Origin of the sequence: Ligilactobacillus apodemi DSM 16634 = JCM 16172, from assembly GCF_001434405.1 — a bacterium.
In the GTDB taxonomy this organism is placed as follows: Bacteria; Bacillota; Bacilli; order Lactobacillales; family Lactobacillaceae; genus Ligilactobacillus; species Ligilactobacillus apodemi.
Genome location: NZ_AZFT01000053.1, coordinates 220,278 through 234,829 on the forward strand (window position 1 = coordinate 220,278; position 14,552 = coordinate 234,829).

The following is a 14,552-nucleotide window of genomic DNA, read 5'->3' on the forward strand; positions in this document are numbered from 1 at the left end:
TAGAGCTAGATCTTAACTACTTATTAGCTTGATTACTAGTTTATTCAATTAACTTATTTTAACACATTTAGCTTGAAAAGTTATCGCTGAGCTGTTATTTGACTGGATAGGGGAAAAACTACTTTTCTGTAGTGAAATGCTGTATAATATGGTGGTGTATAAGGTGCTTTTATACAAATTTACCGTATTAGGCAGCGAAGAGAGGGTATTAGTTATGATAAAGAGTAAAGTTGTTGCAATTGGGGCAGAAGCTATTTCTAAGAGTGAACCTATCTTGATTTTATTTGATGAAACTGCATCAGATAGATTAAAAGAAGTTTCTTTGATTCAACGTTTTGAAAATGATGCGGTTGCAAATTATGATTTAAAAGTTGGTTCACCAATTAAGATCGGTGAGCAAGAATATCAAGTTAAATATTTAGGTGGCTTAGTTAAAAGTAACTTGACCTCAATTGGGCATACAGTACTCAATTTTAAGGAATTGCCAGCTAAAGAACATTTGCAAGATAACGTTCTTTACCTTGAACCACATGTAATGCCAGTTGTAACAGAAGGTACTGAAATTATTTATGGCTAATAAATAAAAAAGCTTGGGCTTCAAAACCCAAGCTTTTTTATTTTAGTATTGATCACCATTAAAAATTGAATTTTTAACGATTACATAGTCGACCTTACGTAAAGCTGATAGATCACGACCACCAGCATAAGAGATCGAAGACTGAAGATCTTCATGCATTTCGCGTAAGGTGTCTGCAATATGTCCACGATATGGGACTAATAACTTTTTACCTTCAACGTTTTTATACTCGCCCTTTTGATATTGTGAGGCAGAGCCGAAATAAGTTTTGTATTTTTTACCATCTTGTTCAATAATTTCACCTGGAGTTTCAGCATGGCCCGCAAACATTGAGCCGATCATACACATTGAAGCGCCAAAGCGTACGGATTTAGCGATATCACCGTTTGTCCGAATCCCACCGTCAGCTACAATTGGCTTGCTAGCAGCTTTACCACAGAGACGAAGCGCTGCTAATTGCCAACCACCAGTCCCAAAACCGGTCTTGACTTTAGTGATGCAAGCTTTCCCAGGTCCGATTCCAACTTTTGTTGCATCGGCGCCGGCATTTTCTAATTCGCGCACGCCTTCAGGAGTACCAACGTTACCTGCGATCACAAAGCTTCCAGGCAGTTTCTTTTTAATATGCTTGATCATATCGATCACTGTGTCAGAGTGTCCGTGAGCAATATCGATCGTGATATATTCGGGGATGAGATTATGTTCAGCCAATTGATCGATCAATTGATATTCTTTTTCTTTTACCCCAACAGAAATTGATGCAAACAAGCCAAGTTGGTGCATTTTTTTCACAAATGGTAGGCGTTCATCTTCATCAAAGCGGTGCATGATGTAGAAATAGCCATTTTGAGCCAACCAAATAGCTAAATCTTCATCGATCACCGTTTGCATATTGGCTGGAACAACGGGAATATTAAAGGTCATTGGTCCGAACTTGACGCGTGTATCGATCTCGGAACGACTTTTAACAATACATTTGTTTGGTACAAGTTGAATATCTTCATAATCAAATACTGGCATGATTATATACCCCTTTATCTATAACTGTTATTATTCGTAAAAAAAATAGTTTGCTCATTTGAGCAAGAATAAATATAACTTATTAGTCAAAGTAAGTCAAATGAAATTGCTTATTTTTTAAATAAAAGTTCGGATTTTGCTGGAATGTTCATTAAGAGCTGTGGTCGACAATTTTAGTAATTGACGTTAAAATATCAGAGATGAAAGCGAGGCAAAGAGATGGCGAAGAAAAACAAAAAAATAAAAGAAAAAAAGACAAATGATGAACGGATCTTAGATCAACATAATATTACCTATCGTGAAGCTAATTTTGAGTGGTTGACTAAGCATCAATCTGCGCTCGAAGAAGCTAAAGCGCAAGGGGTAGATCCAAAAAGTATTTTAAAAACGATCGTCTTACAAGCCAACAAAGATCCTAAAGACTATGTCGTTGTTTGTTTGCCGATCGAATATGAGATCGATTTGAAGTTGACAGCCCAACAATTGCAAAAAAAGCAACTACATTTAGCTGATAATAAGAATTTGATCAATATCACGGGGTATATTCACGGTGCCAACACACCGATCGGAATCAGTGTGCGAAAAAATTTCCCAGTGTATTTTGACGAACGGATCAAACCTTTTGAAGAGATCTCAGTTTCGGCGGGAAAAGTTGGGCGTTCGGTGCGCTTGAAACAAAGCGACTTAGTCAACCTTGTCAAAGGAAAATACATTCAGGTCTCAAAAGGATAAAAACATGAAGAAAATAGAACGAGGCGCACAATTTGTTGCCCAAAATCTCCAACTTTTTTGTTGCCCAGTATGTCAAGCAGATTTTACTAAAGTAGTTGAGCATAGCGTTTTTTGTGCGCATAAACATCAGTTTGATCTTTCCAAAAAAGGAACGCTTTACTTGATCAAACATGGTGTAACTAGTGATTATGATGACGATGAAATGTGGCAAGCACGTCGGATTTTGTTACAAGCAGGACTATTTGATCCAATTATACACGCTATCATAGCACAAATGGATCAACCTACTAATGCCAATATTTTAGACATTGGCTGTGGTGAAGGCAGTGTCTTACACCGTTTAGAAGAATTGCGTCAAAATAAGACTGAGAGTTATGTAGGTTTTGATATTTCTAAACGGGCGATCAATCTCGCAACCCAGCAAGAAACTACGGGATTTTTTTGCGTTGCTGACTTAGCTGCGTTGCCTTTTAGGGATAAATCGTTTGATTATTTGATCGATATTTTTTCCCCATCGGCTTATCATGAATTTAAACGAGTGCAAACTGACCAAGGAAAGTTATTGAAAATTATTCCTAATGCAAATTACTTGGGTGAATTACGGCGGGCTTTATACGATAAAAATGATGAAAAACACGCCTATAGTAATCAAAAAGTGTTGGATTTATTTTATCAACACTATCCTGAGGCTAAAACTCAGCGGATTTCTTATGAATTTGAATTAACTCCAAAATTATTTGAAAATCTTTTGAAAATGACGCCACTGCAATGGGGCGCAAGCAAAGCAAGGTTACAAGAAGTGGCACAAAAAGGCTTAACGAAGATCTCAGTTGATGTAACTTTGTTAATGGGCGAAAAATAATTTTGAAAAAGTATTGAAAACAAAAATTGAAAATGCTATGATAGTTACTAAGAAATCGGTTATGAGCAATTAACGGAACTGGCGTTAGTTGCTATGTGATTGTACTTCATTAACGTAACTGTTCGCCGTGCCCACACCGAATGGTTACGCTTTTTTTGTGTCTAAATAAAAATGAAAGAAGAATTTGCATGGCTAATCATATTGTTTTATTTGAACCTTTAATGCCCGCCAATACAGGCAATATCGCGCGGACTTGCGCAGGGACAAATACTGAATTACATTTGATCGAACCACTTGGCTTTTCAACTGATGATAAATACTTAAAGCGAGCAGGGCTAGATTATTGGGATAAGGTGAAAATTACTTATCATCCTAATTTGCCAGCCTTTTTGGAAACATTACAAGCAAATGATGAACTTTATGTTGTTTCAAAATTTGCTAGTCGCACATATACCGAAGCTGATTATACCGATCAAAATAAAAATCATTACTTCTTATTTGGCAAAGAAACTACTGGTCTACCAGAAAATTTCATGCGTCAAAATGAAGAAAAGTGTATCCGGATCCCACAAAATGATGACCATATTCGCGCACTTAACTTATCTAATACGGCAGCGATCGTGGCTTACGAAGCTTTAAGACAACAAGGATTTCCTGGCCTAGATAAGACACATACTTACGAAAATGATAAATTAAAATAAAAAGAGGCTCATGTTTACTGTAATGGTAAACACGAGCCTTTTTATTTAGAGACTATTCGGTGATGTAAACTGACTTGAAGTCATCGATGATCCCGGCGGTATTTTGCACTAATCCGTGTACTGTTGGGCGTAAGATCTCAGGTTTACCAACTTGAACAAGTGGGACAACTGGTTGCGCATTGTTTACTACTTTAGAAGCTTTTACGAGATCTGCGATACGTTTTTCTTTATCTAAAGCATCAGTCGTCTTAGCTGCTGTGAGTAGGCGGTTAAATTCAGGATCATCCCATTTACCCATATTAGTTGAATTAGTCTTAGATTCGATATCTAAGAAGTTGATTGGATCTGCGAAGTCAGCGAGCCATCCAGTCAATTGGGCGTCAAAATTACCTTTAGATGCTTGGCTGATGACGCTTTTAAGTGGGATGTTGCGGACAGAAACTTTGACTTGTGGTAAGGTCTCTTCGATTTGACTTTGCAAGAATTCAGATTCTTTTTTCTCATTTTCGTTATCACGGGCCAGTAAGGTGAATTCAAGTTTAGATTCGTTCAACTCACGTAAACCTTCAGCCATCAATTTACGGGCTAATTTAGGATTATAACTCGTCCCCACTTTAGTTTGTGCTAATTGTGAAAAGTCCTTACCTTTAAAGGTCATCAAATCTTTAGGGACAAGGCCTGTCAGTGGGGTAGCGTTATTGCCAAAGACGCTAGCTGAAAGTTGTTTGCGATCAATCGCATATGAGAGAGCTTGACGGACCTTTTGATTTTTGAATTCTTTTTTAACTTCATTGAATTCAACATATGAAATCTGCGCGCTATGAAAGACACGATATCCCGGCGCATCGGCAAGTTGTTTAGCTTGTTCAGCATTTAAGTAAGTAAAATCAAGCTTGTTAGCCTGATAGAGATTATAGGCGGTTGACGGACTTTGAACGACACTGACGTTTAGGGTGTCTAGTTTGACATTTTTCTTGTCCCAATAAGTAGGATTTTTAACAAGTTTCCATTTTAAGTTTGAACCATTCCACCCTTTAGCCACAAAAGGTCCATTATAAACGGTCGTAGCTGCAGTGGTACCGTAGCGTTTACCATATTTTTCGACCGCTTTTTCATTTTGGGGGAAGAAGCGGATATCACCCATCAATAGTTTGAAATAAGGCATTTTTTGGTCTAAATGGACAACTAATTTGTAGTCACCAGCGGCTTGGACTCCCAAAGTAGCGGGATCTTTTTTGCCAGCCACGATATCATCGGCATTTTTGATCCCGCTATAAAGATAAGAGCCTAAAGCTTGGGTCTTAGGGGCAACGGCACGACGCCAAGCATAAACAAAATCATGCGCAGTAACCGGTTCTCCGTTTGACCATTTTGCGTTTTTGCGCAAAGTTAAAGTATAAGTCAATCCATCTGCTGAACCCTTACATGAAGTTGCAAGCCCCGTTTTAGGTTGATTATTGACGATGCGGTACAAGCCTTCCGTTGTATTATTGATCATATCGGCACTTTCACTTTCACCGACCGTAACGGAATCTAGGGTAGCGATCTCGTTTTGCATCGACCAATTCAAAACTTGCTTAGCTGCCAGTTTGTTTCCGTTACTAGCTTGCTTGTGATTGCCACAGGCGCTTAGACTAAGTGTACAAAATGCCACTAGCGCACCAGTCGCTAAAAAATGTTTAAGAGACATAATGTTTCCTCCTTAAATAAAAAATGTAATAAGTGAATCCCAAAAAATTAAAGTATTTTTTAATTTTTTGTAATTATATTTTATTGAAACTATAATTACAAGGCTATTATTTAAGGTTGTTTTTTATATATTAAACTGTTTATTTTAATTTAAGTCTATTGCAAAATATATAATAATTTATATGATTTCAAAGAGCGCTGAAATTAAATGAAAGTGTGTAACAATCATAGAAAGCCCACTGAGTAATAGCTTCAAGTAACTCAGTGGGCTTTTGGTATTCATTATTGGGTGATATAAACATTTTTAAAATCATCGGTAGTTCCAGCCGTATTTTGTACTAAGCCATGAACTGTTGGACGCAAGATCTCGGGTTCACCAAGTTGAACGAGTGGTATTACAGGTTGAGCTTGATTCAAGACTTTAGAAGCCTTCACGAGATCTGCGATACGTTTTTCTGGATTCAAAGCGTTAGTTGTTTTGGCTGCTGTAAGTAGTTGGTTATACTCGGAATTATCCCACTTGCCTACATTAGTCGGGCTAGACTTTGCTTCAACGTCTAAGAAGTTGATTGGATCAGCAAAATCCGCCAGCCACCCAGTTAATTGAACGTCAAAATCACCTTTAAGGGTTTGGTTGAGGACATTTTTTAGCGGAATATTTCGGACAGAAATTTTGACTTGTGGGAGTGTTTCTTCGATTTGACTTTGCAAGAGTTCCGCTTCTTTTTTCATATTTTCATTATCAGAACTCAATAGTGTAAATTTAAGTTGGTCTTTATTTGATTCGCGTAGACCTTCAGTCATTAACTTCCGCGCCAATTTTGGATTATAGCTTGTACCAACTTTAGTTTGGGCTAGCTCAGAAAAATCTTTGCCTTTAAAGGACATCAGGTTTTTAGATACGATTCCAGTCAGCGGAGTAGCATTATTGCCAAAGACACTAGCTGAAATTTGTTTGCGGTCGATCGCATAGGAGAGTGCTTGGCGAATTTTTTGATTTTTGAATTCTTTTTTGACTTCGTTGAATTCCATATATGAGACTCGAGCTCGATGGAAAACTCGGTATCCAAGTTTATCAGCAAGTTGCTTACCTTGTTCGGCATTTAAGTAAGTAAAATCAAGTTTGTTAGCTTGGTAGAGGTTATATGCGGTCGAAAGACTTTGAACAACATTGACATTTAGAGTGTCTAATCTGACGTTTTTTTGATCCCAGTAAGTATGGTTTTTCACGAGTTTCCATTTTAATTTCGAGCCGTTCCAGCCTTTAACCACAAAAGGTCCATTATAGACGGTCGTAGTAGCACTCGTACCGTAACGTTTGCCGTATTTTTCGACTGCTTGTTTATTTTGTGGGAAAAAGTAAACATCGCCCATCAATAGTTTAAAATATGGTAATTTTTGGTCAAGTTGAACGACTAATTTGTAATCACCGTCAGCAGAGCTTTTACATGAAGTTGCTAGACCGTTTTTTGGTTTGTTATTAACGACGCGGTAAAGTCCCTCCATTGCATTATTGACGATATCCGCACTTTCACTTTCGGTAACAGCAGCAGAATCTAAGGTTGAGTTCTCAGTTTGTAAAGACCAGTTTAAAACCTGTTTTGGTGCCAGCTTACTTTCGTTACTGGCTTGTTTGTGAGTGCCACAAGCGCTAAGGCTAAGTGTGCAAAGAGTTACTAACGCACTTGTGGTCAAAAAATGTTTAAGAGACATATTTTTTTCCCCTTATCTAAAAAATGTAATAAGTGTATCCTAAAAATTAAAATGATTCTTAATTTTTTGTAATTATATTTTATTGAAATTATAATCACAAGGTGATTATTTAAGTTTGTTTTTTGAAGGTTTAAGTATTTAAACTTAAGCCGTTTCTAGATATTTGATACAATAATTTATCTATTTTTAGTGTTAAGGTAAAAATAGAAGATATGTTATAATTTTGTGAGTGAAAAAGTTAGTGAAATTCACAAAAAACACATATAGGTATGGTTATGTGGTTTGTGAAGTTGCTAAATCTAGGAAAGGAAAAACTATATTTTATAGTAAGGGTAGTTTTGGCAAATACTAAGAGAAAGAAAAATACTAGAAGTAAAAAAAAATCACGCACAACTAAGCAATTATCTCTACGGCTGTGTGGTGCTTTGGCCCTTGCATTTTCTGTGATCGGCTTTTTAGACCTAGGTTTTTTAGGGACCTTATTTTCAAATATGATGCGGATCGTGGTCGGTAATGTTTATCAATTAGGGTTGATCGGTCTTGCTTTAGTAGGAATCTATTGGTTACTATTTGATCAACGTCCGAAGCTTAAGGCTAATTACTGGCTCGGCAGTATTTTAGTTATTTTAGGGATCTTATTGTTTATCAGTGCATATGCATTTGCTAGTTCAGAGATCCACAGTGATTTTTTAACGGTCTTTTTTAAACGGGCAGGTAATGAGCTAGTCTCTGGTTCGCTTAACGAAGATCTTGCAGGAGGATTTATCGGAGTCGCTCTGTATAGTTTGAGTTATTTTTTAATGGGACAGGTAGGTTCATATATTTTAAGTGGAGTCTTGATCTTCTTAGGTGGAATGTTACTTTTTCAAATCTCATTTGCGACTTTTTTAGAAAAACTTGGACAATTATTAAAGCAGTTTGTGGCTCATGTGAGAAATGTTTTTAAGGAATTAGTCGAAAGTTTTGCTGAAGATGAAGAAGAAAAAAGAACGAATTCACCTAAAGAACAGTCCCCGATGGAACCAGAAATACAGATAGCACCGAAAAAAGATCCTGTTCAAGTAACAACGCAAAAGACAGCAGAAACGCCGATAAAAATTGCTGAACCGACTAAAAAGGTGGTACCCCAAGTTCCAAAACAAATGAGAACTTCTACGGCCAATCCTGACTATGAATTACCAACGATCGAGCTTTTAAGTGACTTAGCACAACCAGATCGCGCACTTGAAAAAGAAAAAATCAAACAAAATCAACAAGTTTTGACGGAAACATTAAAGAGTTTTGGGGTTCAAGCAGAATTAAAAAATATTATCTTAGGTCCAGCAGTCACTAAATATGAACTTCATCCGGCTATCGGGGTCAAAGTTTCTAAATTTGTTAGTTTAGCCGATGATCTGGCTTTAGCGTTAGCAGCCAAAGATATTCGGATCGAAGCGCCGATTCCAGGAAAGGCTTTAGTCGGGATCGAGGTACCTAATCAAAATGTTGCCGCAGTATCATTTAAAGAATTGATGAATGAATTTCGGACCACTGATTTTGCCCCACTAGAAGTACCTTTAGGACGGGATATCTCTAATGGCTTGATCACAGCTGATTTGGCGAAAATGCCTCATTTGTTGATCGCTGGTTCAACTGGGAGTGGTAAATCGGTGGCGATCAATGTAATTTTGACTAGTATCTTGATGAATTGTGAACCAGACCAAGTGAAGTTAGTGTTGATCGATCCAAAGAAAGTAGAATTAGGGATGTATCATGACTTGCCGCACCTAATGACACCAGTTGTGACTGAACCACGTAAAGCGGCTGTTACCTTGGATAAAGTCGTAAATAAGATGCAACAGCGTTATGAAGAATTTGCCAGAACAGGTCAACGTAACTTAGATGGCTATAATAAGTTGGCGCAAAAAGAGCCACAAAATTATGGAAAAATGCCATATATTGTAATGGTGGTTGATGAATTAGCTGATTTAATGATGACAACGGGTAATGAAGTTGAAGCAGCAATCACACGTATTGCACAGATGGGACGAGCTGCAGGGATTCATTTGATTTTAGCAACACAACGGCCTTCGGTTGATGTTATTACTGGGATCATCAAGGCCAATGTTCCTTCGCGAATGGCTTTTGCTGTTTCAAGTGGGACAGACTCGCGGACGATCATTGATCAGGTTGGGGCTGAAAAGCTACTTGGTCGCGGTGATATGTTGTATCTACCAATGGGACAAAATAAACCAACACGAGTCCAAGGGGCATTTATTCCCGATGAAGATGTTCAAAATGTGGTCGATTTTATCAAAGAACAAAGTGAAGTTGTCTACGATGAAGAGCTGGAAGTTTCGGCTGATGAATTAACTAAAGATGATAATGGCGGTGAAGATGAATTATTTGACCAAGTCGTTGAATTTATTACGCGAGAACAAAAATGTAGTGTTTCGTTACTACAACGACATTTTAGAATCGGGTATCAACGAGCATCGCGGATCGTGGAAGAATTAGAAAATCATGGCTTTATCGGTCCACAAAATGGGGCAAAATCACGTCAAGTTTACCTAAAAGCTAGTTCAGATGAAGAAGATCACGTGTAAAAAAGCCCCAAAAAGTACCCGTATTCTAACTTGTCATAGCGGTTTATTTACCTTATGATAATAAAGTGTAGATTTTTGTCTACTTACTAAATAAAAAGAATTTATAAGAGATTTAAAGCTGTTAGGACGAAAAAATGATCTCTTAGTGTAAGGAGGGCTGTTAGTGCAACAGGAATTAGTAAATGGTGTGGAACTGCAAGTTGTTTCAACGCAACAATTTAAAACAAATTGTGTTGTTGTCTCATTTGTTACCGAGCTTACTAGCCGTGAAGAAACGATTATGCGAACGTTGCTTTCAAACATTTTAGAAACAAGTAGTCAGACCTATCCGACCCAAAAAGATGTTGCTCTAGAGCTATCTAAAATGTATGGAGCCAGTTTTGGCACGACGGTCAGTCGTCGTGGCCGCTTACATACGTTAAGTTTCATCGTAAACTGTGTGAATGATAATTATTTATTACAACCAGAAAACATGTTGGCGCAAGTTTTTTCCTTTCTTAAAGAGATGATTTTTGCGCCACTCGTAGAAGAAAATGCTTTTGATGAAGTAACTTTTACGCGTCAAAAGGAAAATTTAGCTGCTTATATTGAAGCTGTCAAAGATAATAAACAAACATATGCGGCTTTAGAATTACAAAAAATGTATTTTGATGATCCGATTCAAAAAAGTGCGCAATATGGGGATTTAGCAGATTTAACTAATATTACTGCTAGCGAACTTTATTCGTATTATCAAAAAATGTTGCAACAAGATAATATTCAGATCTTAGTGTCAGGGGATGTTGAGTTTGCAGATGTTTTAGCCTGTGCAAAAGAACTTTCGTTTGAGCCTAGAACGGCTACGAAACTAAATTATCTGTATACTCAGCCTCGGCATGAAAGTGTCTTAGAAAAAATTACGCAACAAACTTTAAACCAGAGTAAATTAGACTTGGCTTATCGCTTACCTGTGCCATATCGCGGTGAAATGCACTATGCGGCCTTGATTTTTAATGCACTTTTAGGTGGTTCGCCACAATCCAAGTTATTTATGAATGTGCGAGAAAAAGCTAGTTTAGCATATTATGCTAGCAGTAGTTTTGATCCTTTTCGTCAATTGTTGGTGATCCAAACAGGGATCAAGTCGGTTGATAAAAGACGTGCATTAGCTTTGATCAAAGAACAAGTCGCTGATTTGGCGGCGGGGAACTTTACGCTTGAAGAACTTGAAAATATCAAACTAAATTTAGCTAACAGCTATGAAAGTCGTCTTGATAGTCAAATGACAGCACTTAATCGGTTACAGCTGGAATTTATTACTAAAACAAGTGAGTCACCAGCTTCATGGCTCCAAAAGCTAAATCAAGTTACCAAAACAGAGGTTATGCAAGTTGCACAAAAAGTAGAATTACAAGCAATCTACTTTTTAGATGGGGGGCAAGAGTAGTGGAGCTATATAGTTATCCGCAGTTTGGGGAATCACTTTATACAACGATTTTGGATAATGGCTTACGAGTGAATTTATTGCCGCGCAAAGATTTTCATAAGACCTATGGAATCTTGACTACTAATTATGGTTCGATCGACAATGAATTTGTTCCTTTAGGCGAAACGAACATGCGTCGTTTTCCTGATGGCATCGCTCATTTTTTGGAACATAAACTGTTTGAAAAAGAAGATCACGATGCCTTTGATATTTTTGGAAAATATGGTGCTGATGCGAATGCATTTACCAGTTTTACGCGCACGAGTTATCTTTTTTCAACGACTAGAAATGCTGATAAATGTGTCGAAGCGTTATTAGACTTTGTGCAAACGCCGTATTTTTCAGAAAAGACTGTTGCTAAAGAAAAGGGGATCATTGGACAAGAAATTAAAATGTATGATGACGACCCTAATTGGCAACTATATTTTGGAATTATAGGTAACCTTTACCCTAAAAATGCTTTGAGTAGCGATATTGCCGGTACCGTAGAATCGATTGAAAAGATCACGTCTGCTGATTTATATGCTTGTTACCATACTTTCTATCAACCAAGTAATATGAATCTCTTTTTAGTGGGCAATTTTGAAGTTGAAGAAATGATTGACTTGATCAAGAAAAATCAAGCTAAAAGAACTTTCCCACAAGCTCAACCGATCGAACGCGCGGATCTGTTTTTTGATCCTCAAGGAAAAGAAATAATTCCTTATCGTATGACAGAGTTAGCAGTTCAACGGCCAAAAACGATCATCGGGATTAAAGGGTTAGATATATTGCCTGGTGGACGTGAAAGTTTAAGTTATAAGTTAAAGATCGAATTACTGTTGTATTTACTTTACGGCGAAGCTTCTGAGCGTTATCAAGAACTCTATGATCAAGGAGTTTTAGATGATAGTTTTAGTTATGACTTTTCGCTTGAACGTGGTTTTCATTTTGCTTCTATTTCCGGTGATACCAATAAACCACAGGAGTTATCAAATGCAGTGATCGAGATCGCAGAGCATGCGCTAGAGACGTTAGAGGGTAAAGAAGTTGAATTTGAATTAGCCAAAAAAGAAATGGTCGGGCGTAACATTCAAGCTTTAAATTCGTTAGAAAGTATTGCTAACAGTTACGAAGGTGATCTTTTTGAAGGGGCAACATTATTTGATGTTGTTCCCCTTTTAGAAGAATTGACTTTGAGGGATATCAAAGAAGTAGCTCAGCAATTCTTGCGCTCTGAGGCAATTAGCGTTTATCAGATTTTACCGAAAGAAGATGATCTGTCATGAGTTGGGCTCTGATCTGTGGGGCTTCCGGTGACATTGGAAGTCAAATCGCACGTGATCTAGCAGCTAAAGGCTGGTCGCTTTATTTGCATTATCATCACAATCAAGCAAAGGTGACCGAGCTAGTTGAAAATTTGGCAACAACTTACCCTAAACAAGATTTTTTGCCACTTCAATGTGATTTAACTGAAGTAAAAAATGTCGAAAAACTGGCGCAAAGTATCTTTGGTGGCTTGGACGCGGTGATATTTGCTCAAGGAACTACGGAATATGGGCTGTTTAGCCAATTGCCACCCAAAAAGTTTGCCGCTATGTTAAATATGCAAGTTCAAAGTCCATTGCGCTTACTTGCTTTATTAGAAACTAAATTAGCTCAAAGTAAAGCTGGGAGAATCGTTTTTATTGGTTCTGTTTACGGTGGTGCTGGTAGTTCGCTAGAAGTAGCCTATAGCACGATCAAAGGAGCGCAAAGTGCTTTTTGTAAAGCATATAGTAAAGAAGTTGCTTCTTTGGATATCACGGTTAATACGGTTGCCCCAGGTGCGGTTGATACGCAAATGAATCAAGTGTTTTCAGAAAATGAAAAAGATGAAGTTTGTGAAGAGATTCCACTCGGGCGTTTTGCACGACCGACTGAGATCAGTTATTTTGTTAGCATGTTATTAGATGAAAAAGCGAGCTATTTAACCGGACAAACGCTATATGTAACTGGAGGTTGGCTAAAGTAGTCATGAGTTGAGTATTGTAGGCAAAAAAGTTAGAATTAACATGATTAAAGATGTTTTGATCGAACATTTAGATTTAAACTTACTGCATAAAATTACGGGGATAGTGGTAATAAACAATTGAGAAAGGAAAAGCTATATTTTTACATAGGATATTATCCTATTGGTGTAGATATGGCAGAGTGAGTTATGGAAGATATTGGAAAAGTTTTGAAGGAAGCCCGTACAGAAAAAGGGTTGACTTTGGATGACTTACAACAAACAACAAAAATTCAAAAGCGTTATCTTATCGCGATTGAAGAAGATGATTTTGATGCGTTGCCTGGTAAATTTTATGTTCGCGCTTTTATTAAACAGTATGCTGAAACAGTTGGATTGGATCCTGAAGAATTTTTAACTAAATTAGATGAACAAAAAAATGAAACATCTGAAAGTGAAGAGAAGGCAACGGCAAAAACACGTACTGAAGCAGTAAAACGTGAAGAAAAGCCGGTTTCACCACTATTAGAAAAAGCAATTAGATACTTACCGACTTTTATTATCTTAGTGATCGTAGTTGCGATTTTAAGTACGATCTATGTGTTTGCCTTAGGGGATAGAAGCCGTAACGAAAGTACTCAGATCGATAGTACTAATACTGCGGTTTCAGTTTCATCTGCAAGCGAAAAGAGCAGTAGTTCTAGCAAAAAAACTAGTTCAAGTGCTAAATCAAGTTCAACAAGTACAAAAACAAGTAGTAGTTCAGCTAAAAAGACGAGCTCTTCAAGTGTAAAAGTAAGTAGTAGTTCGGCTAAAAAATCCAGTTCTTCTAGCGAAAAAGCAAGTAGCAGTTCTAAGAAGAAGTCTTCTACAACAGCAAGCAAACAAACGATCACCAACACCTCAGCTTCGGGTTCAAGCTTTGTGTATACCTTGGCTAATGCACCATCTAAAAATGTGATCAAGCTTTCTGTTGCTAGTGGTTCAACTGCTTGGAGTTCGGTTTCAGCTGATGGTTCAACAGTTTGGCAAGGGACGCTTAGTGATTCGACATCTAGCCAAACTGTAGATCTTCCAGAAAATACGTCAACGATCACACTTAGTTTAGGAAACTCAACAGCAACAACGATCAAGATCAACGGTAAGAAGTTTAATTTCTTGAAAGAAAATAGTTCTTCAACCGTTAGAACGATCACGATCAATGTAGAACAATCTCAAAGTAATTGATTTTAAGTAAAT

The 14,552-nt window shown here is 37.5% G+C and carries 12 protein-coding genes; 9 read left to right on the top strand and 3 right to left on the bottom strand.

Features of this window, described 5'->3' with window-relative positions:
• Positions 1-214: 214 nt before the first annotated feature.
• Positions 215-577 carry a PTS glucitol/sorbitol transporter subunit IIA gene (locus tag FC32_RS06385; protein WP_025086648.1) on the top strand — a complete coding sequence of 121 codons (363 nt, stop codon included), beginning with the start codon at positions 215-217 and terminating at the stop codon, positions 575-577.
• Between the two features lie 42 nt (positions 578-619).
• On the opposite strand, the gene FC32_RS06390 is transcribed toward FC32_RS06385, so the two are convergent.
• Complete coding sequence (locus FC32_RS06390) at positions 620-1,597, bottom strand: GMP reductase (RefSeq protein WP_056957333.1); 978 nt, start codon at positions 1,595-1,597, stop codon at positions 620-622.
• 219 nt (positions 1,598-1,816) lie between these two features.
• Here FC32_RS06390 and FC32_RS06395 point away from each other — a divergent pair, with 219 nt between their 5' ends.
• From FC32_RS06395 to trmL, 3 genes are all read left to right on the top strand, one after another.
• The gene (locus FC32_RS06395) at positions 1,817-2,329 is read left to right on the top strand and encodes an aminoacyl-tRNA deacylase (RefSeq protein WP_025086649.1); all 513 of its coding nucleotides are present in this window, start codon (positions 1,817-1,819) and stop codon (positions 2,327-2,329) included.
• Positions 2,330-2,333: 4 nt separating this feature from the next.
• A complete protein-coding gene (locus tag FC32_RS06400; protein WP_025086650.1) occupies positions 2,334-3,191 on the top strand; it encodes a methyltransferase domain-containing protein in 858 nt (285 codons plus the stop codon).
• Positions 3,192-3,379: 188 nt separating this feature from the next.
• Positions 3,380-3,892, top strand: a complete 513-nt coding sequence (gene trmL, locus FC32_RS06405) for a tRNA (uridine(34)/cytosine(34)/5-carboxymethylaminomethyluridine(34)-2'-O)-methyltransferase TrmL (protein WP_025086651.1) — start codon at positions 3,380-3,382, stop codon at positions 3,890-3,892.
• Positions 3,893-3,944: 52 nt separating this feature from the next.
• Here the strand turns inward: trmL and FC32_RS06410 are convergent, their stop codons facing one another.
• Together FC32_RS06410 and FC32_RS06415 are read right to left on the bottom strand one after the other, a co-directional pair.
• The gene (locus tag FC32_RS06410; protein ID WP_025086652.1) at positions 3,945-5,582 is read right to left on the bottom strand and encodes a peptide ABC transporter substrate-binding protein; all 1,638 of its coding nucleotides are present in this window, start codon (positions 5,580-5,582) and stop codon (positions 3,945-3,947) included.
• A 281-nt stretch (positions 5,583-5,863) separates the two neighbouring features.
• Entirely contained in the window at positions 5,864-7,294 is a 1,431-nt protein-coding gene (locus FC32_RS06415; protein ID WP_025086653.1) for a peptide ABC transporter substrate-binding protein, read from the bottom strand.
• Between the two features lie 338 nt (positions 7,295-7,632).
• On the opposite strand from FC32_RS06415, the gene FC32_RS06420 reads away from it, so the two are divergent.
• The 5 genes from FC32_RS06420 to FC32_RS06440 all read left to right on the top strand — a co-directional run bounded on the left by FC32_RS06420 (position 7,633) and on the right by FC32_RS06440 (position 14,540).
• Complete coding sequence (locus FC32_RS06420) at positions 7,633-9,879, top strand: FtsK/SpoIIIE family DNA translocase (RefSeq protein ID WP_025086654.1); 2,247 nt, start codon at positions 7,633-7,635, stop codon at positions 9,877-9,879.
• A gap of 163 nt (positions 9,880-10,042) precedes the next feature.
• Complete coding sequence (gene yfmF, locus FC32_RS06425) at positions 10,043-11,305, top strand: EF-P 5-aminopentanol modification-associated protein YfmF (protein ID WP_025086655.1); 1,263 nt, start codon at positions 10,043-10,045, stop codon at positions 11,303-11,305.
• Positions 11,305-12,612 carry an EF-P 5-aminopentanol modification-associated protein YfmH gene (gene yfmH, locus FC32_RS06430; RefSeq protein WP_025086656.1) on the top strand — a complete coding sequence of 436 codons (1,308 nt, stop codon included), beginning with the start codon at positions 11,305-11,307 and terminating at the stop codon, positions 12,610-12,612. The genes yfmF and yfmH overlap by 1 nt, the downstream gene beginning before the upstream one ends.
• On the top strand, positions 12,609-13,337 hold the full coding sequence (gene ymfI, locus FC32_RS06435; RefSeq protein ID WP_025086657.1) for an elongation factor P 5-aminopentanone reductase: 729 nt from the start codon (positions 12,609-12,611) through the stop codon (positions 13,335-13,337). The genes yfmH and ymfI overlap by 4 nt, the downstream gene beginning before the upstream one ends.
• 186 nt (positions 13,338-13,523) lie before the next feature.
• Positions 13,524-14,540 carry a helix-turn-helix domain-containing protein gene (locus tag FC32_RS06440; protein ID WP_025086658.1) on the top strand — a complete coding sequence of 339 codons (1,017 nt, stop codon included), beginning with the start codon at positions 13,524-13,526 and terminating at the stop codon, positions 14,538-14,540.
• Positions 14,541-14,552: the final 12 nt, after the last annotated feature.